Source organism: Mesorhizobium sp. B2-3-13 (assembly GCF_006442195.1).
GTDB lineage: Bacteria > Pseudomonadota > Alphaproteobacteria > Rhizobiales > Rhizobiaceae > Mesorhizobium > Mesorhizobium salmacidum.
On sequence record NZ_VFVQ01000002.1, the window covers coordinates 168662 to 191687 of the forward strand.

A 23026-nucleotide genomic window follows, 5' to 3' on the forward strand; every position below is an offset into this window, starting at 1 on the left:
CGGTTGTTCCTAGTAGCTCTTGACGGTTGCGATCGAGCGGCGGGCGAAGCGCTCGATGTCGTTGGGATTGTCCTGTTCCATGACAAAGTATTTTGCCGCGCTCTTGGCCCGCAACACCTTGATCAAGCCGGCCCAGTCGATTGTGCCATGCCCGACATCCGACCAGCCATCCTCATCCAGCCCCTCGCCAGGCTTCGCCATATCCTTGACATGGACGGCGACGATGCGCTGGCCGTGCTTCTCGATCCAGGGTAGCGGGTCGGCGCCGCCGCGCACCACCCAGGCAACGTCCATTTCCCAGCCAATATTGGGGGCGGACGACAGGATATGGTCCTGCGGCAGCGAGCCGTCGGCGAGCGTCTTGAATTCGAAATCATGGTTGTGCCAGGCAAAGCCATAGCCGGCCTTCGAGGCCACGTCGCCGACCTTGGCCAGACGCTCGCCGAAGGCGCGCCAGCCGGCGGCGTCGGATGGCCTGTCCTCGGCCATCAGATAAGGGCAGATCAAAAGCTTGACGCCGAGCGTTTCGGCGATCCTGCGCACGCCGTCGAAATCCTTCTCCAGCGCATCGATGGAAAAATGCCCGGTCGGCATCGAAAGGCCGTACTTGTCGAGTTCGGCGCGGAAGGCCTTGGGATCGTCATAGACGCCGCCGAAGCCTTCGACCTCGGCGTAACCGAGCTTGCCGAGCATTTCGAGCACATCGGTCCAGGGCAAGAAATTGCGAGCGCTGTAAAGTTGGAATGACCAGTTCATCGTCTCTGTCCGTTCTGCTTGGGATTGTCTTTGGGAGGATGGTTTTCTTGGGAGCTACATGCGGTTTCCGGATGGGGTGTCGAACAGCGAGGCGCGGGCGGGATCGAAACCGATTCGGATCGGATCGCCATTGCGCAGCGTTTTTTCCGCCTCGACACGGAAGGAAAAAATGCGGCCGCCGAGCTTCGTCCACACCAGTGTATCGGAGCCCATGGGCTCGACGATCTCGACGGCGGCATCGGTGGCAAAGGGCATGGAATTCGCGGCCTCGCCAAAGACAACGTGCTCCGGCCGGATCCCGAACACGCAAGGCCCGCTCTTGTCGCCGGTGCCGTCGAAGCTGTAGCGATCGAGCGGTATGTTCAAATCCCCGGTCTTGAACACTGCCGTCGTGCCGGTCTCCAACTGCCCCTCGACGAAGTTCATCGCCGGTGAGCCGAGGAACCCGGCAACGAACCGGTTGACCGGACGGTTGTAGATGGTTTGCGGCGCGTCGAGCTGCTGGATGACACCGCCCTTCATCACCGCTATGCGATCGGCCAGCGTCATCGCCTCGATCTGGTCATGGGTGACGTAGATCATCGTGTTCTGCAATTTACGGTGCAGAAGTTTGATCTCGACGCGCAGTTCGGAACGCAGCTTGGCATCGAGATTGGACAGCGGTTCGTCGAACAGGAAGACGTCGACATCGCGCACCAGCGCCCGCCCGATGGCTACGCGCTGGCGCTGGCCGCCGGAGAGTGCGGCCGGCTTGCGCTGCAAAAGCGGCTCGATCTGCAGGATCTCGGCGGCCCGCGCGATGCGCTTGGCGATCTCGTCCTTGGCGATGCCGGCGACGCGCAGCCCGAAGGACAAGTTCTTCTCCACCGTCATCTGCGGATAGAGCGCATAGGACTGGAAGACCATGCCGATGCCGCGGTCCTTGGGCTCTTCCCAGGTGACGTTCTTGCCCTTGATGAAGATACGGCCTTCGGAAATGTCGAGCAGGCCGGCGATGCAGTTGAGCAAGGTCGACTTGCCGCAGCCGGAGGGCCCGAGCAGCACGATGAACTCGCCTTCGGCGACATCGAGGTTGAGCGTCTGCAGCACCGAGATGGCGCCGAAGTTCAGCGACAGATCCTGGATCGAAACACTGGTACCGTTCGCCGCCATCGCCATCACCCTTTCACCGCGCCGGCGGCGATGCCGCGCACGAACAATTTGCCGGAAATGAAATAGACGATCAGCGGCACCAGCCCGGTCAGGATGGTGGCGGCCATGTTGACGTTGTATTCTTTCACGCCTTGCACCGAGTTGACGATGTTGTTGAGCTGCACCGTCATCGGATAGGTGTCGGGGCGGGTGTAGACGACGCCGAACAGGAAGTCGTTCCAGATGCCTGTCACCTGCAGGATGATGGCGACGACGAAGATCGGCAGCGACATCGGCAGCATGATGCGCAGATAGATGCCCCAGAAGCCGGCACCGTCGACGCGCGCCGCCCGGAATAGCTCTTCCGGCATGGAGGTGAAATAATTGCGGAACAGAAGCGTCAGGATCGGCATGCCGAAGATGGAGTGCACGATCACCAGGCCGGTAAGGCTGCCATAGAGGCCGATCTCGCGCAGGATGATGACGATGGGATAGATCATCACCTGATAGGGAATGAAGGCGCCGACGATCAGGATGACGAAGAACGTGTCGGCGCCCTTGAAGCGCCAGTTGGCCAGCGCATAGCCGTTCACCGAAGCGATGGCGATCGACAGGATCACTGAAGGAACGGTGATGCGCACCGAGTTCCAGAAACCACGGGAAAGCCCATCGCAATTCAGGCCGGTGCAGGCCTGCGACCACGCCTTGACCCAGGGCTCGAAGGTGATCTCGAGCGGCGGCGAGAAGATGTTGCCGAGTCGGATCTCCGGCATGCCCTTGAGCGAGGTGACGACCATCACATAGAGCGGCAGAAGGTAGTAGAGCGCGACCACCACAAGCGTGCCGTAGAGGAAAATGTTGCGGCGCGAGAACATGTGCCGCGGCTTTGGCCCGCTCGGGCCGGCGGCATCATCCCGCGGGTTTGACGACGTGGCGGACAAGGCGACGGCATGGTCAGACACGCTTGCGGCCTCCGAATTCGAGATAGGCCCACGGCACGATGACGATCATCACCGACAGCAGCATCATGGTCGAGGCGGCAAAACCCTGGCCGAGGTTCTGGGCGAAGAACATGTAGTCGTAGACATATTTGGCCGGCACTTCGGAGGCGATGCCCGGCCCGCCGCTGGTCTGCGCGACAACGAGATCGTAAACCTTCACGATGCCTGACGCGATGATCACTAGCGTGGTGATGAACACCGGCCGCATCATCGGGATGATGATGAACAGATAGGTCTTCCACATGGGTATCCCGTCCACCCGTGCGGCCTTCCAGATGTCCTCGTCGATGCCGCGCAGGCCCGCCAGCATCAGGCACATGATCAGCCCTGTGCCTTGCCAGAGCGCCGCGATCGATATGCCATAGATGACGATGCTGGAATTGTAGAGCGGATTGAAGTCGAAGCTGGTCCAGCCGAGGCTTCGTACCACGCCCTGGACGCCGAAATCCGGATTGAGCAGCCATTGCCAGACAAGGCCGGTGACGATGAAGGAGAGTGCGAAGGGGTAGAGAAAGATGGTGCGGAACGTGTCCTCGAAACGGATCTTCTGGTCGAGCAGGGCAGCCAGCAGAAACCCGATCACCAGCGAGAACACCAGTGAGATCACGCCGTAGATCAGAAGGTTCTCGATCGAAATCAGCCAGCGCGGCGTCGCCCACAGCCGGTAATACTGGTCGAGCCCGACGAAATTCAGCCGCGGCAGGAGCTTCGAATTGGTGAAGGAATAGAGCACCGTCCATGCGGTGCCGCCGACAAAGACCACCATTGCGGTGAGGATCATCGGGATCGAAGCGACCTTCGCATTGAGATTGCGGAAGAGTTGGCTCGGGCGTTCGCTCTTGCTCATCGGTACAGTCGTGCTGGATCGGATAAGGGCGGAAAGTCAGCACGCCTGGGCTCCCGACCCTGCCTGGCAAGGTCGGGAGCGAGGCGGCTCATCAGTCGTCAGTCAGCCGAGGCGATGATGTCGGCGAAGCGCTTCTGCGCATCTTCGAGGCTCATGTCCGGCTTGGCGAAGAATTCGGAGAAAAGGTCCTCCTTCTGCTTCTGGCTGTCCTGCGAGAGCAGCTGGTCCGTCCATGGGATGACCGCGCCCTTGGCCAGGATAGCGAGGCCCTTCTTCATGCAATCATTGGCCGCGTTGAGGTCGACGTCGCCGCGCACCGGCAGCGAACCCTTCTTGAGGTTGAAGGCAACCTGGGTCTTGGGATCGAGCAGGGTCTCGGCCAGCACTTCCTGCGCCTTGGCCTTGTCGGCGTCCTTGAGCAGCGGGAAGTAGAAGGCGTCGCCGCCCGTGGCGATGACCTCGTTCAGGCCAAGGCCGGGAAGACAAGTGTAGTCCTTGCCGGCGGTCTTGCCGGCCACCTGGAACTCGCCCTGTGCCCAGTCACCCATGATCTGGCCGCCGGCCTTGCCGGTGATGACCATGTTGGTGGCCTGGTTCCAGTCCTGCACATTCGTGTTCTTGGCCATCTTGCGCGCATCGTCGGCCGCCTTGAACACCTTGGCGACTTCGGGACCGGCTGCGAACTTGGCGTCCTTGTCCTTGTAGACCTTGAGGAAGGCGTCGGTTCCGCCGACCGCGGCAAGCAGCACGTCGAAAGCGCCCGATGCCTGCCAGGCCTGCCCGCCGACCGCGAGCGGCACGATGCCTGCCTTCTCCAGCGCCGGAGCCGCGGCCACATACTCATTCCAGTTCTTCGGCACCGGAACGCCGGCCTTCTCGAAGGCCGCGTTCGACAGCCACAGCCACTGCCAGGAATGGATGTTGACCGGCACACAATAGATCTTGCCGTCGATCGTGCACGAGTCGAGCAGGCTCTTGGGCCGCACCACCTCCGTCCACTTGCCCTTGGTGGCGACATCGGTGAGGTCACGCATCAGGCCGGCCTGCACCAGCTCTTCCGCTTGCCGGCCATGGTTGAATTGGGTGGCCCCCATCGGATCGCCGCCGGTGATGCGGCTGATCATGATCGGCCGCGCCGTGCCGCCGGATCCGGCGATGGCGCCGTCGACCCAGTGATTGCCGGTGGCGTCGAATGCCTTGGCGAGTTCGGCGACCGCTGCCGCCTCGCCGCCGGAAGTCCACCAATGGGTGACTTCCAGATCGGTCGCGGCCGCCGGCCCGGCGAAGTTGAGCGCAACCGTCGCTGCAAACGCAGCGGTCAGGAATTTATATCGCATTTCGGCTTCCTCCCAGAAATCTGAAACGTTACAGATTTTCGATACGGCAATTGAAGACTATGCGCAACCCCTTCCGGCAAGAGTCGGTTTGATATTTTTCGAGCCGCGAACAAAATCGTTTCGTTGCGGCCTTATTGTGCGACGCAATGAGCAAGAGTGCGCCGCACAATGAGTAAAAGCAGCAAGAAACTTGCTAGGAGCATGCTTCCCTCTGAATCCCAACGATTTTTCGTCCACGCGGTTGACGATGTCTTTCCGTGTCCGCCAGCACCCACTTTTACACCGATCGTGACAAGCTGTAACGTTTCAGTATATTGCTTCCAATGCAGATGACGCGCCATGGGAAGCGGCCCGCAACATTGCCGGGCTGCCCGGCGGCTGCTATGCGCCTGATGGGCGGGACGGATGGACAGACAACGCACGGACAAGGATGACGAGGCGACGGCACAGGAGCGGCCGACGCTGAAGACGCTTGCCTTCATGACCGGACTCGGCGTCACCACCGTGTCGCGCGCCTTGAAGGACGCGCCCGAGATCGGCGCAGAGACCAGGCGTCGTGTCCAGCTCGTGGCCAAGCAGATCGGCTATCGGCCGAACCGCGCCGGCGTGCGCCTGCGGACCGGCAAGACCAATGTCATCAGCCTCGTGCTCAACACCGAGCACGAACTCATGAGCTTTGTCTCCGACATCATCTATGGCGTGACGGAAGTCATCGCCGACACGCCCTACCATCTGATCGTCACACCCTATTCGCGCTCGCAGGATCCGCTGGATCCGGTGCGCTATCTCGTTGAGACCGGCTCCGCCGACGGCGTCATCATTTCACGCACGCAGCCGAACGATCCCCGCGCCCGCTACATGCTGGAGCGCGGCATTCCCTTTGCCACGCATGGCCGCACCGATATGGGGCTGGTGCATCCCTATCATGATTTCGACAACTACGCCTTCGCGGCCGAGGCGGTGCGCCACCTCGCCGGCATGGGTCGCCGCCGGCTCGCTTTGGTGACGCCGCCGGTCGGTTTGAGCTACTACCGTCATACGGTCGACGGCTTTGCCGACGCGCTGAGCGAAGTCGGCGCCAGCGAGGTGCCGTTCAACACCGTCTCTATCGACCACTCGATCGAGCAGATCAGGATGAGGACGGCGCAGCTGATGCGGCGCGACATCAGGCCGGACGGCATCATCAGCAGTGCTGCAGCCGCGACGCTCGCTATCGTCGCCGGCATCGAGGATGCCGGCCTGAAGCTCGGCCGCGACGTCGACGTTGTGTCGAAGCAATCGTCGGAACTGCTGCATCTGTTCAGGCATGAATTGCTGGTCGTCAACGAAGACTTCCGGTTGGCCGGGTCCGAACTCGCCCGCTCGGTGCTCGGCTGGATCGGGGGTGCCGCGCCCGGCTCGCTGCAGAGCCTGAGCGAGCCGAAGGGCGTCGTGGCCTATCGGCGCTCCGACTGAGCATCGGCCTGGATCGGAACGCGCAAATCCGCATGCGTTTCGTGAAACAATGAACCGTTCTAGTCGGCCGCGCCGCGGTTCAAATGGAGTTCGAAGCCGGCCGCTCCCGGATCACCCAGTTCGGCACGAAGCCGCATGCTCGGGATCAGGTAGTCGCCACCATTCTGGCGCCGGTAGGGAATGGGCGCCGTGGTCGCAAGCGTCCGCATCCGTTCGCGCAGGCGTTCGGCGACAGGCTCGAAGCCGGCTTCGTTGAAACGATCCACGCTGTAGATCACGAACGGCGGAAGCACGTCGTAGCCGGGATAATAAAGGATCCCGTGATTGATCGGGAACAGCAGATCGTCAATCGCGCCGTTGACGCCACGCGGGGAATAATGGTCCTCCCAGCCACCGGCCGTCACGATCAGCATTGCTCGTTTGCCCACGAGTGTGCCCTCGCCGTAGCGGTCGCCCCATCGCTTGTCGCTATGTTCACCGACGCCATAGGCGAAGCCGTAGGCAAAGACCCGATCGACCCAGCCCTTCAGGATCGCCGGCATGGCGAACCACCACAGCGGAAACTGCAGGATCAGCGCATCGGCCCAAAGCAGCTTCTCGATCTCGGTCTTGACGTCTTCGGTCAGCGCATTGGCCTCGAACGCCTTTTTGGAGGCCGCCACCGGCAGCAGCCGCGCATCCGGCGACAGGCCGGGGAAATCAGCACGGTCGACCTCCGATTTCCAGCCGTCGGCATAAAGGTCCGATATCAGCACCTCGTGGCCTTGAGCCTCGAGTTCCTTGAGGGCGACGTCACGGAGCGCGCCGTTGAGCGACCGTGGCTCGGGATGGGCGAAGACAAGCAACACTTTCATGATGAGCGATCCTGTTGGAAGACGTTGGCCTTGAGATAGCCAATGCCCGAACGATCCGCTATGTCTTGATAATGCATAAAATTATGCCGATTAATGGATAAATCAGACATCACTCTGGAGCGCATGCGCACCTTCGTTCGCGTCGCCGAACGGGGCAGCTTTTCTGCGGTCGCACGTGAACTCGGAATCGGTCAGTCCACCGTCACCCGGCATCTGCGTGAACTCGAGGAGGCCGTCGGGGTGGCTCTGCTCAGCAGAACCACGCGGCGTGTCACGATGACCGATGAGGGCAGCCGTTATTATGCCGACAGCTTACAGATCCTGCGCCTTGTCGAACAGGCGAGCGACGAGGCCCGCGGCACGCGCGAAGCGCCCGCGGGCACGGTCCGGCTCTCCTGCACCGCGGCTATCGGGGTGCTGCATGTCAGCCGGCTGATCTTCGCGTTTCAGGACCGCTATCGCGACATCGGCGTCGATCTCAGCCTCACCGACGAGCGCGTCGACCTAGTCACGGAAGGCGTGGATATCGCGCTTCGTCTCGGCCCGCTCACCGACAGTTCCATGAAGTTGCGGGCGCTCGGCCAGTCCCGGCGTCTGCTCGTGGCGGCACCCGGCTATCTCGCTGAACGCGGCAGGCCTGAAGGTCCCCGTGACCTGGCCGGTCACGAGGGCATCCGCATGTCAAACGTGGCGGGCAGCGACACCCTTATGCTGCAAGGACCGGACGGCGAGCGCCATGTCGTGCCGCTTGCCGGGCGCCTTCGGGTCGACCACGGACTTGCCGCACGCGAAGCCCTGCTCGCCGGGCGCGGCATTGCGCCCGCCCATCAATGGCTTGTCGGCGATCTCCTGGCGTCCGGCCGGCTTGAGGCGATCCTGCCGGACTATGCGCTGCCGTCGGTTCCGCTCAGTATGCTGATCGTCCCCCAACGCGCGGGCATCGCCCGGGTCCGGCTGCTGGTCGATTTTCTTGCCCAACAGATCGGCGGCATCCCCGGGATCGAGAAAACGCATGTGGATCGGTGAGTATTTCCGGCACGGCATGCAAGCAATGCCAGATATTCCATGAGAACGATTAGCCAGCCGCGCCGCTGCCCCACGGCCCGTGGAACGCACCCTGCTCGCCAATGCGCTCGAAACCATGCGCACCGAAGAAGTCGCGCTGCGCCTGGATCAGGTTCGAGGTACCGCGGCCCTGGCGGTAGCTGTCGAAATAGGCAAGCGCCGAAGACAGCGCCGGCACCGGCGCACCGGCCTCGGAAGCCCTCGCGACGACACGTCGCAGCGACGGATGCGCCTCCTGCATCATGGTGATAAAGGCCGGCGCCATCAAAAGGTTGGTCAAAGCGCCGCCGCTGCCGAACGCTTCGGCCATCGTGTCGAGCATCTGCGAGCGGATGATGCAGCCGGCGCGCCAGATCTTGGCGATGGTCGGCATCGGCAGGTTCCAGTTGAACTCCTTCGAAGCGCCGCTCATCACCGCAAAACCCTGCGCGTAAGCGGCGATCTTGCCGGCGAACAGCGCCAGTTCGAGGTCTTTCAGCAGCGCGTCCTTGTCGCCGGAAATTTTCGTCACGCCGATATTGCCATAGGCTTTTTCGGCCGCCTGCCGTTCGTCCTTGATCGACGACAGCACGCGCGCCGCCACCGCCGCTTCGATCGCTGTCGCCGGAATGCCGAGCTGCTGCGCCTCGATGACGGACCATTTGCCGGTGCCCTTCTGGCCGGCGCGGTCGAGGATGATGTCGACCACCGGCTTGCCGGTCTTCGGATCGTCGGCGGCGAGCACCTTGGCGGTGATCTCGATCAGGTAGGAATTGAGCCGGCCCTTGTTCCAGTTGGAAAACACCGTGCCAATCTCTTTCGGCCCCATGCCCAGACCATCGCGCAGGATGCCGTAGATCTCGGCGATCATCTGCATGTCGGCATATTCGATACCGTTGTGGATGGTCTTGACGAAATGTCCGGCGCCGTCAGTGCCGAGCCAGGCGGCACAGGGCTCGTCGTTGAACTTGGCGGAGATGGCGGTCAGCACCTTCTCGACACGCTTCCAGGAGTCTTCGGTGCCGCCGACCATGATCGACGGTCCGTGGCGTGCGCCCTCCTCGCCGCCGGAGACACCCATGCCGATGAAGGTCAAGCCCGAGCCGGACAGTTCCGAGAAGCGCCGCATCGTATCGCGGAAATTGGCATTGCCGGCATCGATGACGATGTCGTTGTCGGACAGCACGCCGCGCAAGGCTTCGATCTGCTCGTCGACCGGCTTGCCGGCCAGCACCATGATGATGATCGGGCGCGGCGGCCGGATCGCCGCGGCGAGTTCCTCCAGACTGTGGCAAGGAATGACCATGTCCCTGAGCGCACCGGCATTCTCGACGAAAGCGTCCGTGCGTGCCTTGGTGCGGTTGAAGACGGCGATGCGGTGCCCGTGCTCGGCGATGTTCAGCGCCAGGTTGGAGCCCATCGTGCCAAGGCCGATCAGGCCGATTTCGGCTTTTTCCATCGTTTCTTCCCTGTTTCCGGATCTGGTGTTTTCGAGCTCGAGCCCGTTCTGCCCATTATTGCTTGGATGATTGACGGGCCTTCAGGCCCGCGTCAACCGCCTCGCCCAATTGTGTTGTCGCGGCCATTACGGCCTGATGTCGATCGGCGCCTCGATCTTCACCATGTCGAAGTCCGAGACCAGTATGTCTATGCGCACTGTCCAGCGGCCGGGAACCGGGATGATGAGGTTGTCGACACGCCAGCTGCCATCGCCGGGCCTGGTTGCCGCGCGCTTCAGCGGCTCGATGCCGGAATCGGGCTTCGACAGCACCAGCGTCACTTCCTTGGCGTCGAGCGGTCCGAAATCGCCGCTCATGATGATCATCGAGGCGGCGACCGGTCCGGCATGGCCAGGCGTGATGCTGAGATCGGCCATCGCCTGTAGCGCGTGGACGTGGACCGAAACCGGCTGGGCCGCGGCGATCGCCAGCGCTCGTGGCGGCGGCGTGAAGCGCCAGCCTGCCGCGACCCCGAAGATCGCCAGCACGATCAGCACTTCGACGCCGACCGAGCGGGTGAGCCGGCGTTGCACCTCGGTCGCGCCCGCCTCGGCCGAAGCGGTGAGCTTCCAGCGATTGACGGCGGCCAGCGTGAACAGGAAGACCAGCAGCGCGAGCTTGATCAGCAGCAACCGGCCATAGGCAGTGTCGACCAGCGCCGAGGGCGTCTGCACCTGGATCACGGCCAACACGATGCCTGCCGCGGCAAGCAAGGGGACCACAGGCACGATTGCCCATGAGAAGCGGCGCAGGAATTCAACGGCGCCGGCCGCTTGACGCTTCAGCGAGAGGCCGAGCGGCACCAGAGCGCCGGCCCAGAAGGCGATACCGACGCCATGGACGAAGACCAGCGGCCGTGTCAGCCATTGCGGTTCGGCGGCACTGGCATGGCCGCTGGCGGCAAGCGCTGCGCCCACACCGACCAGCCCGGCAAGGGCAAGCTGCCTGGCGGCCGCGCGCGGTCCGGCCAGCGACAGCAGGCCAAGCCCCAGCGCGATCAGGGCGATCAGCACCGTCCAGCCGAAGCTGGTGCCGAGCCCTGTGCGCCAGACCACCGGCTGCGCCAGATGGGAGAGCGGCGCACCGAGCGCATCGAGACCTTGCAAGCCGAGCGACAAGGGTGCCGCCACCAGCCCGCACAGGATCGTCCCGGCAACAAAGCGTTGACCGGCGCGGCCATCCCCGGCCAGCCAGGCAAGGGCGAAAGCGCCGCCAGTGCCGAGGAAAAGGCCGGCATAGAGAACGACCTTGCCGATCCAGATCGCCGACCGCAACGGCCAGTCGACCGCCTCGGAGACGGCTGGAGGCCCGCTTGGCGCACCGATGGAAAACAGCAGCGAGCCGCCGACCGGATGGCCATCGGCGGAGATGACACGCCAGCTCAGCACATGCGTGCCGGATTTGAGTGTTTGCGGATTGTCGATCTCGACCGTCTGGTCGCTGAGGCGGAAGGATGTCAGCGGGATCGGCGTACCATCGGGCGTCACCAGCGTCAGCACCAGCGGCGAGACCGGCTCGCTGAAGGTCAGCGAGAACCGCGCCGGCGCCTGCGCCAGCACGGCGCCGTCGGTCGGGTCGGTCTTGATCAGCGCCGCATGGGCAAAGGCCTGGCCTGTCGAGGCCATGACGATGAGCGCCATGAGCACCGCGAAGAGCCCACCAGCCCAGCCGAATCGCTTGCCGGCCATTGCGGTCCTTTGGAGTGGGGATGTTGGGTTCATGCTGCCGCCATGGAATTGGCGGCGCACCTTGCGGACAGGGCGCGCCGCCAGAAAATCATTTCTTCGGCGTGAGCTTGATGCCTGGCGCCGGGGTCTCCAGCGCGTCCTCATCCTGTCCGGCCGCCGGAATCTCGATCCAGCGGGCGGCGGCATCGCCGCATTCCTGCACCACCGGGAAGTAGAGCTTCTGGCCGGCGGGCAGATCGGCCGTCAGCGTCGCCCGGAAGACGAACTCGTCGTAGAATTCATCCGGCAGATTGCCGCCGCTCCAGTCGACTTCCTTGACTCCGTCGGCCACCGCCTGGCCATAGAGCTGGTAGGATTTTTCATATTTGCCCTTCTTGGTCTGCAGTGTCCAGCCGGGCTTCGGCATCGGCTTCACCGCGATCACCCCTTCCGGAATCTGCACACGCACGGCGGTCGTCGCCTTGCCGTCGCAGCCATGCGGCACGCGCAGCACAGCTTTGTAGGTCGAGCCGACGGCCGCCTCCTGGGTTTCGAGCGTGATGTGCGCCAAGGCGGCATTTGTCCCCAGCACGAGAAACGCGCCGGCCGCCAAAAGATACTTGATCATGATGGTCCCTCTGATTTCAAAAAAATGGTGGATCGGCGCGATCAATTGGCGTGGTCGTCCATGCCGCCCATTTCACCCATGCCCTCGACGGCGAACTCGACGCTGACGGCGCCGGCCTTCTCGAAAGTCAGCGTGGCGGCGAATTTTTCACCCTGCTTGGGTTGCCGCTTCAGGCCGATGAACATCAGGTGATAGCCACCGGGCGCCAGCGCCACCTTGCCTCCGGCCGGAATCTCCAGGCCACCGTCAACTGGCCGCATGGTCATGACGCCGTCCTTGACGCCCATTTGATGCAGCTCGGCCTTTTCGGAGACGTCGGAGGAAATCGACAGCAGCCGGTCCGCGGCGCTGCCCTTGTTGATGACGGTGAAATAGCCGCCGGCCACCTTGGCGCCAGCCGGCGTGGCGCGCGACCAGGGGTGTTCGATTTCGAGATTGCCCACCTTGAATTCATGCGCCAGGACGGCCTGGGCGCCGACGAACAACAGGGCAAAGGCCAGCGTGACAATGCCGAGATCGGCTTTGAACCGAGGCGGGATGCGGCCGAACACAGTGCCCGCCGACATACGGAAAGAATGGGACATGGTTGCTCCATGACGTGATGATCGCGCCGTCGCCGGTCGCGAATGGTTTTGATCTTGGATGAGTACGCTCGCGAAAGGTTCCGCAAGCAAGCAGGCTCAGGCCGCAAGCGGCGGCGCGCGCGGGTTCGATGGGGAGCGTTCGCGGGCGAAGTCGAGATGGGTGGTCGCCGGAAAGACGAAGGCGACGGTCTCGAAGGAAAGGGACGCAAGCGCAAGCCCCGCATCGGGCGGCGGCGCATAGGCCGGCGAAAACATGCTGCAGCCGAGCGTGCAGCAGGCCGGCAGATGTGACGGGTGCTGGTCGCCGCCGGGAAGCTGGGTGGCGCCGTCGCGGGTACAGATGACGTTGCCGAAGGCATCGAGCGGCGCGGCACTCGGCCCGGAGCTGAAGGCGAACGCACCAAGTGTCGACTGGAGCAACAGCAGACAGGCCGCGACAAGCGCGACCGGCATGCACCGTTGTCTCCCCCGACGGCTCAAACCATCTGCCTCTTCAAACGATCGATGACGATACCTACCACGGCCGGGACAGGTCGAAAATCGCCAAATCGACACTGCGGCAACACGGCAGGATCAGCTCTTTTGGGATGACCGGCTTTCCGGGATCGAGGTCAGCAATGTCTGGCGTGCCGACTTCAAATGCCTGCGGCAGGCGGCATCGACCTTGCCGAGGTCGCGCGACTTGAGTGCCTCGATATAGGCCAGATGTTCGCCGATCGCGACTTCGTTGCGCTCGCGTTCCTGCGCCTTGTTCCACTGGTAGTGGTAGTGGAAAATCATGGCGATGACGTCGTAGAAATCGACGATGAAGCGGTTGCGCGAGGCGCGGTGGATGAGCCGGTGGAGGCGCTCGTCCAGCTCCGAGAACTCATTGAAGCGCGTCGCGATCTCGCGTGCCAGAACGCGGTGTTCCCCCTCCAGCCGGTCGAGATCGCCCCAGACCGGACTGTCCTGCGGCAGCGCAGTGAAGGCGGCGGCCGAGCGCAATTCGAACATTTCGCGGATCTCGGTCAGTTCCAGTGCGAAGGCCCGCGTAAAGCCCTTCAGCACCCAATGGCTGTTGCGGCGTTTTTCGATCAGGCCAAAGCGGGAGAAGCGGATCAGGAACTCGCGCACGCTGGTGGTGCCGACGCCGATCTCGCGCGCCAGTTCGAGCTCGTTGATCTGCATGCCGGCCTCGGCGCCGCCGGCCAGCAGCCTGCGCATGAACGACCGTTCGATAATCTCGGCCAGCGTGTCGGTCTCTTCCTCGGGAAAGAAATCATCGGGACGCGGAGCGCGCAGCACCGTCTTGGCGCGCTTGTTCCAGGCGATCAGTCCGGTCTCTTCCATGCGCGCCAGGATGCTGCGCACCGTCGTGCGGCTGACGCCGAGCACCGCGCCCAACTCCGGTTCCGACGGCAGGCTGCGCGTTTCGTCGAGCAGCCTGAGGCAGCGGTTATAGGCGTCCTTATAGACGTTGTTGCTCTTCGACATCCCCTGATCCATTCATGCCCGCGCTTGCGGCGGCCGGCTTGAAGCGCAATATGTGTTCCAATGACCCTGAAAAGCAGGAATCTCTTTCTCCGGGTCCGGTTCATTGTTCCGGCACCACCACTTGCCTCAGGGCGAACTGCGGCGAAAAAACAATTGACGCAAAACTGTTTTTTCACGATAAAAGACATTAACTCTTAACAGGCGCGTGTCAATCCGCGCATCCCAGGATCACCCAGGAAACGCCCGTGAACGTCTCGAACACCATTCTTCTGTCCCCCGCCGACAATGTTGCCGTTGCCAATGGCCGTATCGAGATCGGCACCACGCTGCCGGGCGGCGCGCTCGCTGCCGCCGTCATCGAGCCTGGCCACAAGGTGGCGATCAAGCCGATCGCCGCGGGTGAAGCAGTCGTCAAATACGCCCAGGCGATCGGCCGCGCCACACAGGACATCGCACCGGGCGAGCATGTCCATTCGCACAATCTGGTCTTCGAGGCCGGCCGCCTGCCGGTGGTGCCGCCGAGCGAGGCCGAGCATGCGACGGAGGCCGACCGCGCCCGCACCTTCATGGGCTATCGCCGCGCCGATGGCCGCGCCGGCACCCGCAACTTCATCGGCATCATCGCCAGCGTCAATTGCTCGGCCACCGTCTGCCATTCGATCGCCGACACCGCCAACAGGACCTTGCTGCCGAAATATCCCGGCATTGATGGCTTCGTGCCGATCGTCCATGGCCAGGGTTGCGGCATGAGCGCCACCGGCGACGGCATGATGGTGCTGCATCGGACCTTGGCCGGCTATGCCCGCCACCCGAACTTCGGCGGCGTGCTGATGGTCGGCCTCGGCTGCGAGGTCAACCAGCTCACGCTTTACGGCCAAAAGGGTGCCGCCGCCGGCAAGCGCCACTTCAACATCCAGGATGCCGGCGGGTCGCGCAAATCGGTGGAAAAGGCGATCGGCGTGCTGGCCGAGATCGCCGAGGAAGTCGGCCAGTTGAAACGCGAACCGATTCCGGTCAGCGAGATCGTCGTCGGCCTGCAATGCGGCGGCTCCGACGGCATGTCGGGCATCACGGCCAACCCGGCTCTGGGCGCGGCGGTCGACATCCTGGCCGGCGTCGGCGGCATCGGCATCCTTTCCGAGACGACGGAAATCTACGGCGCCGAACACCTGCTCGCCTACCGCGCCGCAAGCCCCGAGATCGCCAAGAAACTCGATGGCTACGTGAAATGGTGGGAAGATCACGTCGCCAAGCATGGCGCCTCGATCGACAACAACCCCTCGCCCGGCAATAAGCGCGGCGGCCTCACCACGATCCTGGAAAAGTCGCTCGGCGCGGTCGCCAAGGGCGGCCAGACGCCGCTCAACGGCGTGTTCGGCTATGCAGAGAAGGTCACCGGCAACGGGCTGGTGTTCATGGACACGCCCGGCTACGACCCGGTCTCGGCCACCGGACAGGTCGCGGGCGGCGCCAATGTCATCGTCTTCACCACCGGCCGCGGTTCCTGCTTCGGCTGCCGGCCGACACCCTCGATCAAAGTCGCCACCAACTCGACCATGTATAACCAGATGGAAGAGGACATGGATGTCAATTGCGGCGTCATCGCCTCCGGCGAAAAGACCATTGCCGGCATGGGCCGCGAGATCTTCGAACTGATCGTCGAGACGGCTTCGGGCCGCAAGACCAAAAGCGAGGATTTCGGCTACGGCGACAACGAGTTCGTGCCCTGGCATCTCGGCGCAACGCTCTAATTCGACTGATATCTGGTAGACTGCCCGGCCGCACAAGTGGCCGGGAATAGGGAGGTTGTGGATGAAAAAACGCCGTATCGGCCAGACAGCGCTGGAGGTGACCGAAGTCAGTTTCGGCGGCGCCGCGATCGGCGGTCTATACCGGGCCTGTTCGCGTGAAGCGGCTATGGAAACATTGCAGGGCGCGTGGGAAGCCGGCTTGCGTTATTTCGATACCGCGCCCTTCTACGGTTTCGGCCTGTCGGAGCGTCGCTTCGGCGACTTTCTGCGCTACAAGCCGCGTGATTCCTACGTGCTGTCGACCAAGGTCGGCCGCCTGTTCCGCCCGGTGCCGGAAGACCAGGTTCCCGACCACTCCTATGTCGATCCGCTGCCCTTCGCGCTGGACTACGACTATTCCTATGACGGTATCATGCGGTCGGTCGACTTCAGCTATGCGCGCCTTGGGCTAAACAGGATAGACATCCTGTATGTGCACGACATCGGCGTCTACACGCACGGAGTCGAGAAGACCAAACTGCACTTTCGCCAGCTGATGGACGGCGGGCTCAAGGCGCTCGAAGAGCTGAAGCGGGCCGGCACGATTTCGGCCTATGGGCTCGGCGTCAACGAAGTCCAGATCTGCCTCGAAGTCATGCGCCGGGCGCCGCTCGACTGCACCCTGCTCGCCAGCCGTTATTCCTTGCTCGACCGCAGCGCGGAAGCCGAACTGCTGCCGCTGTGCCGCGCGCAACAGACCTCGCTGGTGATCGGTGGTGTTTTCAACTCGGGCATATTGGCGACCGGGCCGGTGCAAGGCGCGCATTTCGACTACGCACCCGCCAGCCACGATGTGCTCGGTCGTGTCGACGCCATGGAGAAGATCGCCGGTGAAGGCGGTTATCCGCTGGCGGCGGCCGCGTTCCAGTTTCCTTTGCACGAGCCAACAGTCGCCACCGTGCTGACCGGCACCGCAAAATTGGCGAACCTGACGCGCAACCTCGAATTGCTCGATATCGACGTGCCGGAGACAGAATATGCCAAGTATCGTCCCTACACCGTGGTGCAGGAACTGCCTTGAAGCCCGCACTTTCGCGATGTCCACAGGGTCGCGGGCGGGCTTCACAATATCGCGATCTGGAAGAATGAACATTCCATATTGACTGGAGTATGGAATTAATATTCCATACTCCCTCAGAACGGAAACGGAAGCGCCCGACCAAGACTGGAGAGGAGCCGACGCCGGTAGGAGTCGTTGTCAGGCCTACGGGAGAGTTGGCCGGAAACACCGCTTGCATCGGCTGGATCGATGGACTATCAAAACAGTGCAACTGTTTTTTATTGATAAAGTTCTGTTTGGGCAACGCCTATCCGAACCGGGCTTCCGTAACGTTTCACCAGGCGACTTAGGGAGGATCCTATGAAATTCGTGACCAGCATTCTCAACCGCCGCGCCGTCATGGCCCTGGCGGCAGCCTCGATGCTCACCGGCGTCATGCATACCGCACCGGTTTCGGCGGCGGACGTGACCATTCCGATCATCGTCAAGGATACCACGTCCTTCTACTGGCAGATCGTCCTGGCCGGCGCCCGCAAGGCTGGCAAGGATCTCGGCGTCAATGTGCCGGAACTCGGCGCCCAGGCTGAGACCGACGTCAACGGCCAGATCTCGATCCTCGAGAACGCCGTCGCCGGCAACCCGGCCGCCGTCGTCATCGCGCCGACCGAAGCCAAGGCGCTCGGCAAGCCGATCGACGAGGCCGCGGCCAAGGTCAAGGTCATCGGCATCGACTCCGGCGCCGACTCCAAGGCCTTCACCTCGTTCCTGACCACCGACAACGTCCAGGGCGGCCGCGTCGCCGCTGACGGTCTCGCCGCCGCGATCGGCGCCGCCAACGGCGGCAAGGTCGAAGGCAAGGTTGCGCTTATCACGGCGCTCCCTGGCGCTGGCTCGCTCGAACAGCGCGCGCAAGGCTTCAAGGAACAGCTCAAGGCCAAATATCCCGGCCTCGAACTGATCGCCGACAAATACGCCGACGGCCAGGCCACCACCGGCCTCAACATCGCGACCGACCTGATCACCGCCAATCCGGACCTGAAGGGCATCTTCGCGTCAAACCTGATCATGGCGCAAGGCGTCGGCCAGGCGATCGCCGAGAACAAACTTGCCGGCAAGGTCGGACTGATCGGCTTCGACAGCGACGAGAAGCTGATCAAGTTCCTCAATGACGGCGTCATTTCGGGCCTCGTCGTCCAGGATCCGTACCGGATGGGCTATGACGGCATCAAGACGGCGCTCGCCGCTTCGAAGGGCGAGAAGGTGGAGGCAAATGTCGACACCGGTGCCAATCTCGTGACCAAGGACAACATGAAGGATCCCAAGATCGACGCGCTGCTCAATCCGAAGCTCTGAGCAGCCAGTGTTCAAAAACCGTTTCCGGGGCGTCGCGCCCCGGAAACATCCGCCGCCACGAGCGGCTTGGCAATCGGCCGGCTTCGGCTAGGCTGTTTGAAAAGACGATCACAGCCTCGCCAGGTGCCAGCCGCGGGGCCAATCTGGGAGGATCGCCATGACGCCGACGGCGCACGAACTGCATCCGGCTCCCGCGCTGGAGCCCGGCAGGACCATCCTCGAATTGCGTGGGCTGGAAAAGCGTTATCCCGGCACTCATGCCTTGAAGCCGGTGGACCTTGCCTTCAAGGCAAGCGAGATCCACGCCATCGTCGGCGAGAACGGCGCCGGCAAATCCACGCTCATCAAGCTTTTGACCGGCGTCATGCCGCGCACCTCCGGAGAAGTGATCTGGGAGGGTCAACCGGCTGCACTGGCGACCCCGCATGAGGCGATGGCGCTCGGCATCAACGCCGTCCACCAGGAAGTCGTGCTCTGCCGTCACCTCACGGTCGCCGCCAACATGTTCCTCGGCGAGGAGAATTCGCGCTTCGGCATCCTGCAGCAGCGCGCCATGGTCAAGGAAGCGCAGAAGATCATCGATGATCTCGGCTTCGACTTGCCGGCGCATGTCACATTGGGCGATCTGACCATCGGCCAGCAGCAGTTGATCGCCGCCGCCCGCGCCACCGTGCGTGGCACCAAATTCCTGATCTTCGACGAGCCGACCGCCTACCTGACCCGCAAGGAGGCCGACCAGCTCTTCACCTTGATCCGCCGCCTGAAGACCGAGGGCGTGACGATCATCTATATCAGCCACCGCATGGAGGAAGTGTTCGAGCTCGCCGATCGTGTTTCGGTGCTGCGCGACGGCACGCTGGTCGGCACCAGGAACATCAGCGAGACCAACGATGCAGAACTCGTCAAGCTGATGATCAACCGCTCGATCGAACAAATCTACCACAAGGAGCATTTCACTCCCGGTGCGGCGATCATCGAGGCCAGGAACCTCTCGGGCAAGGGCTTCGAAAACGTGTCGATGACGGTCCGTGCCGGCGAGATCGTCGGGCTCTACGGCCTGATCGGCGCCGGGCGCAGCGAATTCGTCACCACGCTCTACGGCCGGCACAAGAAGTCGGCCGGCCAGGTCCTGTGGGAAGGCAAGGATGTCCAAATCAACTCCGAGCATGACGCGATCAAGCTCGGCATGGCGCTGGCGCCGGAAAGCCGCCGCGACCAGGGTCTCTGCCTCAATTTGCCGGTTGGCCTCAACCTCAACCTGCCGATCTACAAGCGCATCTCCAGCAATTTGTTGATCTCGAACGCGAAAGAGAAGGCCGAGGCCGACCGCCAGATTGCTGGCCTCAGGATCAAGACTCCGACGCGCCATGCGTTGGCTTCCAGCCTATCCGGCGGCAACCAGCAGAAGATCGTTATCGGCAAATGGCTGGCGCACGGTGCCAAGCTGTTCATCTTCGACGAGCCGACGGTTGGCGTCGATGTCGGCACCAAGGCCGAAATCTACCGCCTGTTCAGCGCGCTCTTGTCGAAGGGCGCCGGCATCATCCTGATCTCGTCCTATTTGCCGGAGGTCTATGAACTGGCCGACACGCTGCACGTGTTCCGCCGCGGCAAGCTGGTGGCCACGCACGGGTTCCACACCGCCGATCACGAGGACATTCTCACACAGGCGCTCGCCGAGAAACAAGAAAAGCTGGGAGGAAAGACATGAGCACCGAGGCGATTCCTGCCGAAAAACCGAAGCGCAATTACAACGCCCTGTTCGGACTGACGCTGCTGGCGCTGCTGGTGCTGCTGTGGGTCATCCTGTCGTTGTCCACATCGAGCTTCGCGTCGGCCAACAACATCTCGAACCTGCTGCGTCAGGGTTCGATGATCGCCATTTTGGCTGTCGGCCAGACCTTCGTCATCATCACCGGCGGCATCGATCTGTCCGTCGGCGCGGTGGTCGGCTTCGCAACCGTCATCGCCGCGATGCTGATCAATGCCGGCGTCCCGGTCTTCCTCGCCATCCTGCTCACCTTGCTGGTCGGCGTCGCCATCGGCCTCTTCCATGGTTTTGGCATCGTCAAGATGGGCCTGCCGCCCTTCATCATCACGCTGGCGACCCTGACGTCGCTGCGCGGCATTGGCCTCTTGATGACCAACGGCAATTCGATTTCGATCAACAATGATGCTTTCCAGGAATTCTCGCGCAACTCCTTCCTCGGCGTTCCCAATCTGTTCTGGATGGTCCTGCTGGTCGGCATACCCGCCTATATCTTCCTGCATCACAGCCGCTGGGGCCGGTACCTGTTCTCGGTCGGGTCGAACGCCGAGGCCTCGCGCCTGTCCGGCGTCAACGTCCAGCGCACCATCTTCATGGCCTACACGCTGTCGGGTCTCTGCGCGGCCTTCGTCGGCGTGCTCTTGGCTTCGCGCATCGGCATCGGCAATCCGACGCAGGCCGAAGGCTGGGAATTACAGGCGATCGCCTCGTCGGTGATCGGCGGCACCTCCCTGTTCGGCGCGGTCGGCTCGGTGCACGGGCCGCTGCTCGGCGCCTTCATTCTCGCCACCATCAATAACGGCGCCAACCTGCTCAACGTCAACGCCTTCTGGCAGCGTGTCATCACCGGCGTGCTGATCATCGTCATTGTCTATTTCGACGGCCTGCGCCGCCGCGGCGGCAAGTAGTCAACGAGCCGAAAAACGATCTCCGGCCCGGTATCAAAACGGGCCGGCGTTTTCGTAAACCCAAAATGGACTGAAACATGAAAGCCGTCGTCTGCCGCTCGCCCGGCGAACTCATTCTGGAAGACCGTCCGGCTCCCGGCTCGCCGCCTCCCGGCTGGGCACTGGTGGCGGTCAGCCATGTCGGCATCTGCGGCACCGACTACCATATCTTCGAGGGCAAGCATCCGTTCCTCGCCTACCCCCGCATCATGGGCCATGAGGTGTCTGGCACCGTCGTCGAAGTCGGCGAAGGAGTCGGGCTTGCGGTCGGCGAACCGGTCATCATCAACCCGTATCTCTCCTGCGGCAAATGCATCGCCTGCCGGCATGGCAAACCAAATTGCTGTGTCAGGATCGAAGTGCTCGGCGTGCATCGCGACGGCGCCATGTGCGAACAGATCCTGGTGCCGGCTGAGAATCTCTATCCCACAAATGGTCTGTCGCTCGCCGACGCCGCCGCCGTCGAATTCCTGGCCATCGGCGCGCATGCCGTGCGCCGCGCGCGTTCCGAGCCCGGTGCACGCACGCTAGTCATCGGCGCCGGCCCGATCGGGCTTGGCACCGCCATCTTCGCACGCATTGCCGGGCTCGAGGTGACACTTCTCGACATGAGCTCCGAAAGACTGGTCTTCGCGGCGAGTGAGCTCGGCTTTTCGATTCTCGACGGCTCGCAAGCACCCGTGTCCGATCTGGTGCGTGATGCGACCGGCGGCGAAGGCTTCGACGTGGTCTTCGACGCCACCGGCAACACCCGGTCGGTGCAATCGGCCTTCGCCCATGTCGCGCATGGCGGCACGCTGGTGCTGGTCAGTGTCGTCAAGGACGACATCGTCTTTTCCGATCCTGAATTCCACAAGCGCGAAATGACATTGGTCGGCAGCCGCAATGCGTTGCGCGCCGACTTCGATCATGTCGCCGCCTCGATCCGCAATGGTGCTGTGCCGCTGGCCAAGCTCGTCACCCACCGCACCACGCTGGCCGATACGCCAGGGGATCTCGCACGCTGGGCACACGAGAAGTCGGGCCTGATAAAGGCCGTGATCGAGATCGGATAGCCGGGGCGTTATAGCGCCGAGAGCTTCAGCTCCACTCGCTCGGCCGGAAAACGCGATTCGGAAAACTGGATTGGCTGGCCGTCGGGCGTGACGTTGACGGCCACTGTCACCAGCACGATGGCGCCCGGCTGCAGATCGAGATCGGCGAGATCGGCGGCGTCCGCATGGCGCGCGGACAGCGAGGTCGATTGCCTGAGATAGTCGTCGATACCGAAACGAGCGAGCGACGCGGTGATCGAACCGGTTTGCGCGATCGCCTTGTCGATGCCGGCAAAGCGCTTCGCCTCGAACCATGCAGCAGCGCGCGACACCGGCCGTCCGTCGGCCTCGCCGCGCGTTTCCAGCCGGATTACCTCGGCACCCCGGGCAAGGCCAAGCCCCTCGGCAACGCGCTGGCTGGCAGGCTCGACCGAGAAAGCAAGCAGCACGATGTGCCGTTCCGAGGTCTGCCCCTGCAGCCCCGCAGAGAAGCGCGTGCGCGCGCCGATCGGATAGGACAGCCGCTTGCGCGACAAGACGAACGTGCCGCGCCCCTGTTCGGCCCGCAATACGCCCTCCTGTACGAGGGCCGATATGGCGCTACGCACGGTGTGACGATTGACGCCGTAGCGCTCCGCCAGCGCGACCTCGGGCGGCAGTGCGGCATTTTCGGCGAAATCGCCAATGGCAATCGCTTGCAAGATCCTGTCGGCGATCTGGCGCCAAAGTGAGACGCCGCTGCGCCGCTCGATGGTATCGGCCGCTTGCCCGGTCATGTTTTTGCCTCCCGGCCTGTCACGCACCCGTCATGGACTCGCGCTAGGTAATATGTATAATTTGTATAGTTGTCTATAT

21 protein-coding genes are annotated in these 23026 nt (G+C 63.0%); 8 read left to right on the forward strand and 13 right to left on the reverse strand.

Annotated features, from left to right (window positions below):
- Positions 1–9 precede the first annotated feature (9 nt).
- The 5 genes from FJ941_RS03285 to FJ941_RS03305 form a co-directional block, all read right to left on the reverse strand.
- On the reverse strand, positions 10–756 hold the full coding sequence (locus FJ941_RS03285; protein ID WP_140503029.1) for a sugar phosphate isomerase/epimerase: 747 nt from the start codon (positions 754–756) through the stop codon (positions 10–12).
- A gap of 54 nt (positions 757–810) precedes the next feature.
- The gene (locus FJ941_RS03290; RefSeq protein ID WP_140503461.1) at positions 811–1908 is read right to left on the reverse strand and encodes an ABC transporter ATP-binding protein; all 1098 of its coding nucleotides are present in this window, start codon (positions 1906–1908) and stop codon (positions 811–813) included.
- Between the two features lie 5 nt (positions 1909–1913).
- Positions 1914–2849 carry a carbohydrate ABC transporter permease gene (locus FJ941_RS03295; RefSeq protein WP_140503031.1) on the reverse strand — a complete coding sequence of 312 codons (936 nt, stop codon included), beginning with the start codon at positions 2847–2849 and terminating at the stop codon, positions 1914–1916.
- Positions 2842–3735 carry a sugar ABC transporter permease gene (locus FJ941_RS03300; protein WP_015315676.1) on the reverse strand — a complete coding sequence of 298 codons (894 nt, stop codon included), beginning with the start codon at positions 3733–3735 and terminating at the stop codon, positions 2842–2844. Before FJ941_RS03300 ends, FJ941_RS03295 begins: the two co-directional genes overlap by 8 nt.
- Positions 3736–3833: 98 nt before the next feature.
- Positions 3834–5072, reverse strand: coding sequence for an ABC transporter substrate-binding protein (locus tag FJ941_RS03305; protein ID WP_140503033.1), 1239 nt, complete (start codon positions 5070–5072; stop codon positions 3834–3836).
- Positions 5073–5477: 405 nt separating this feature from the next.
- Between FJ941_RS03305 and FJ941_RS03310 the strand changes: the two genes are divergently transcribed.
- Positions 5478–6527, forward strand: a complete 1050-nt coding sequence (locus tag FJ941_RS03310) for a LacI family transcriptional regulator (protein WP_027146776.1) — start codon at positions 5478–5480, stop codon at positions 6525–6527.
- Between the two features lie 59 nt (positions 6528–6586).
- Here the strand turns inward: FJ941_RS03310 and FJ941_RS03315 are convergent, their stop codons facing one another.
- Complete coding sequence (locus tag FJ941_RS03315; protein ID WP_140503035.1) at positions 6587–7381, reverse strand: NAD(P)H-dependent oxidoreductase; 795 nt, start codon at positions 7379–7381, stop codon at positions 6587–6589.
- A 93-nt stretch (positions 7382–7474) separates the two neighbouring features.
- Here FJ941_RS03315 and FJ941_RS03320 point away from each other — a divergent pair, with 93 nt between their 5' ends.
- A complete protein-coding gene (locus tag FJ941_RS03320; protein ID WP_140503037.1) occupies positions 7475–8407 on the forward strand; it encodes a LysR family transcriptional regulator in 933 nt (310 codons plus the stop codon).
- Between the two features lie 49 nt (positions 8408–8456).
- Here the strand turns inward: FJ941_RS03320 and gndA are convergent, their stop codons facing one another.
- From gndA to FJ941_RS03350, 6 genes are all read right to left on the reverse strand, one after another.
- The gene (gene gndA, locus FJ941_RS03325) at positions 8457–9884 is read right to left on the reverse strand and encodes an NADP-dependent phosphogluconate dehydrogenase (RefSeq protein ID WP_140503039.1); all 1428 of its coding nucleotides are present in this window, start codon (positions 9882–9884) and stop codon (positions 8457–8459) included.
- A gap of 126 nt (positions 9885–10010) precedes the next feature.
- Positions 10011–11612 (reverse strand): copper resistance CopC/CopD family protein, encoded by a 1602-nt coding sequence (locus tag FJ941_RS03330; RefSeq protein WP_246673679.1) that lies wholly within the window; start codon positions 11610–11612, stop codon positions 10011–10013.
- 88 nt (positions 11613–11700) lie between these two features.
- Positions 11701–12219, reverse strand: a complete 519-nt coding sequence (locus tag FJ941_RS03335) for a YcnI family protein (protein ID WP_140503043.1) — start codon at positions 12217–12219, stop codon at positions 11701–11703.
- A gap of 41 nt (positions 12220–12260) precedes the next feature.
- Positions 12261–12803 (reverse strand): copper chaperone PCu(A)C, encoded by a 543-nt coding sequence (locus FJ941_RS03340; protein ID WP_140503044.1) that lies wholly within the window; start codon positions 12801–12803, stop codon positions 12261–12263.
- A 96-nt stretch (positions 12804–12899) separates the two neighbouring features.
- Positions 12900–13256 carry a DUF2946 family protein gene (locus FJ941_RS03345; protein WP_140503046.1) on the reverse strand — a complete coding sequence of 119 codons (357 nt, stop codon included), beginning with the start codon at positions 13254–13256 and terminating at the stop codon, positions 12900–12902.
- A 120-nt stretch (positions 13257–13376) separates the two neighbouring features.
- On the reverse strand, positions 13377–14279 hold the full coding sequence (locus FJ941_RS03350; RefSeq protein ID WP_140503048.1) for a GntR family transcriptional regulator: 903 nt from the start codon (positions 14277–14279) through the stop codon (positions 13377–13379).
- 245 nt (positions 14280–14524) lie between these two features.
- On the opposite strand from FJ941_RS03350, the gene FJ941_RS03355 reads away from it, so the two are divergent.
- The 6 genes from FJ941_RS03355 (at position 14525) to FJ941_RS03380 (ending at position 22192) form a co-directional block, all read left to right on the forward strand.
- The gene (locus FJ941_RS03355; protein ID WP_140503050.1) at positions 14525–16030 is read left to right on the forward strand and encodes an altronate dehydratase family protein; all 1506 of its coding nucleotides are present in this window, start codon (positions 14525–14527) and stop codon (positions 16028–16030) included.
- Positions 16031–16091: 61 nt separating this feature from the next.
- On the forward strand, positions 16092–17090 hold the full coding sequence (locus FJ941_RS03360) for an aldo/keto reductase (protein ID WP_140503052.1): 999 nt from the start codon (positions 16092–16094) through the stop codon (positions 17088–17090).
- Positions 17091–17429: 339 nt separating this feature from the next.
- Complete coding sequence (locus FJ941_RS03365) at positions 17430–18422, forward strand: ABC transporter substrate-binding protein (protein ID WP_027144669.1); 993 nt, start codon at positions 17430–17432, stop codon at positions 18420–18422.
- Between the two features lie 157 nt (positions 18423–18579).
- Entirely contained in the window at positions 18580–20133 is a 1554-nt protein-coding gene (locus FJ941_RS03370) for a sugar ABC transporter ATP-binding protein (protein WP_140503053.1), read from the forward strand.
- Entirely contained in the window at positions 20130–21098 is a 969-nt protein-coding gene (locus FJ941_RS03375) for an ABC transporter permease (RefSeq protein ID WP_140503055.1), read from the forward strand. The genes FJ941_RS03370 and FJ941_RS03375 overlap by 4 nt, the downstream gene beginning before the upstream one ends.
- Positions 21099–21175: 77 nt before the next feature.
- Positions 21176–22192: a zinc-binding alcohol dehydrogenase family protein gene (locus FJ941_RS03380; protein WP_140503057.1), complete on the forward strand. Its 1017-nt coding sequence runs from the start codon at positions 21176–21178 to the stop codon at positions 22190–22192.
- Between the two features lie 8 nt (positions 22193–22200).
- Here FJ941_RS03380 and phnF read toward each other — a convergent pair whose 3' ends face one another.
- Positions 22201–22947, reverse strand: coding sequence for a phosphonate metabolism transcriptional regulator PhnF (gene phnF / locus FJ941_RS03385; protein ID WP_140503059.1), 747 nt, complete (start codon positions 22945–22947; stop codon positions 22201–22203).
- Positions 22948–23026 lie beyond the last annotated feature (79 nt).

What these genes read in the sequence shown, in the direction of transcription:
- FJ941_RS03345 (WP_140503046.1), bottom strand. Translation starts at nt 13,256, where the DNA reads ATGCCGGTCGCGCTTGTCGCGGCCTGTCTGCTGTTGCTCCAGTCGACA.
- FJ941_RS03290 (WP_140503461.1), bottom strand. Translation starts at nt 1,908, where the DNA reads ATGGCGGCGAACGGTACCAGTGTTTCGATCCAGGATCTGTCGCTGAAC.
- FJ941_RS03340 (WP_140503044.1), bottom strand. Translation starts at nt 12,803, where the DNA reads ATGTCCCATTCTTTCCGTATGTCGGCGGGCACTGTGTTCGGCCGCATC.
- FJ941_RS03360 (WP_140503052.1), top strand. Translation starts at nt 16,092, where the DNA reads ATGAAAAAACGCCGTATCGGCCAGACAGCGCTGGAGGTGACCGAAGTC.
- FJ941_RS03365 (WP_027144669.1), top strand. Translation starts at nt 17,430, where the DNA reads ATGAAATTCGTGACCAGCATTCTCAACCGCCGCGCCGTCATGGCCCTG.
- FJ941_RS03315 (WP_140503035.1), bottom strand. Translation starts at nt 7,381, where the DNA reads ATGAAAGTGTTGCTTGTCTTCGCCCATCCCGAGCCACGGTCGCTCAAC.
- FJ941_RS03335 (WP_140503043.1), bottom strand. Translation starts at nt 12,219, where the DNA reads ATGATCAAGTATCTTTTGGCGGCCGGCGCGTTTCTCGTGCTGGGGACA.
- FJ941_RS03375 (WP_140503055.1), top strand. Translation starts at nt 20,130, where the DNA reads ATGAGCACCGAGGCGATTCCTGCCGAAAAACCGAAGCGCAATTACAAC.
- FJ941_RS03305 (WP_140503033.1), bottom strand. Translation starts at nt 5,072, where the DNA reads ATGCGATATAAATTCCTGACCGCTGCGTTTGCAGCGACGGTTGCGCTC.
- FJ941_RS03300 (WP_015315676.1), bottom strand. Translation starts at nt 3,735, where the DNA reads ATGAGCAAGAGCGAACGCCCGAGCCAACTCTTCCGCAATCTCAATGCG.
- gndA (WP_140503039.1), bottom strand. Translation starts at nt 9,884, where the DNA reads ATGGAAAAAGCCGAAATCGGCCTGATCGGCCTTGGCACGATGGGCTCC.
- FJ941_RS03310 (WP_027146776.1), top strand. Translation starts at nt 5,478, where the DNA reads ATGGACAGACAACGCACGGACAAGGATGACGAGGCGACGGCACAGGAG.
- phnF (WP_140503059.1), bottom strand. Translation starts at nt 22,947, where the DNA reads ATGACCGGGCAAGCGGCCGATACCATCGAGCGGCGCAGCGGCGTCTCA.
- FJ941_RS03320 (WP_140503037.1), top strand. Translation starts at nt 7,475, where the DNA reads ATGGATAAATCAGACATCACTCTGGAGCGCATGCGCACCTTCGTTCGC.
- FJ941_RS03350 (WP_140503048.1), bottom strand. Translation starts at nt 14,279, where the DNA reads ATGTCGAAGAGCAACAACGTCTATAAGGACGCCTATAACCGCTGCCTC.
- FJ941_RS03285 (WP_140503029.1), bottom strand. Translation starts at nt 756, where the DNA reads ATGAACTGGTCATTCCAACTTTACAGCGCTCGCAATTTCTTGCCCTGG.
- FJ941_RS03330 (WP_246673679.1), bottom strand. Translation starts at nt 11,612, where the DNA reads ATGGCCGGCAAGCGATTCGGCTGGGCTGGTGGGCTCTTCGCGGTGCTC.
- FJ941_RS03380 (WP_140503057.1), top strand. Translation starts at nt 21,176, where the DNA reads ATGAAAGCCGTCGTCTGCCGCTCGCCCGGCGAACTCATTCTGGAAGAC.
- FJ941_RS03370 (WP_140503053.1), top strand. Translation starts at nt 18,580, where the DNA reads ATGACGCCGACGGCGCACGAACTGCATCCGGCTCCCGCGCTGGAGCCC.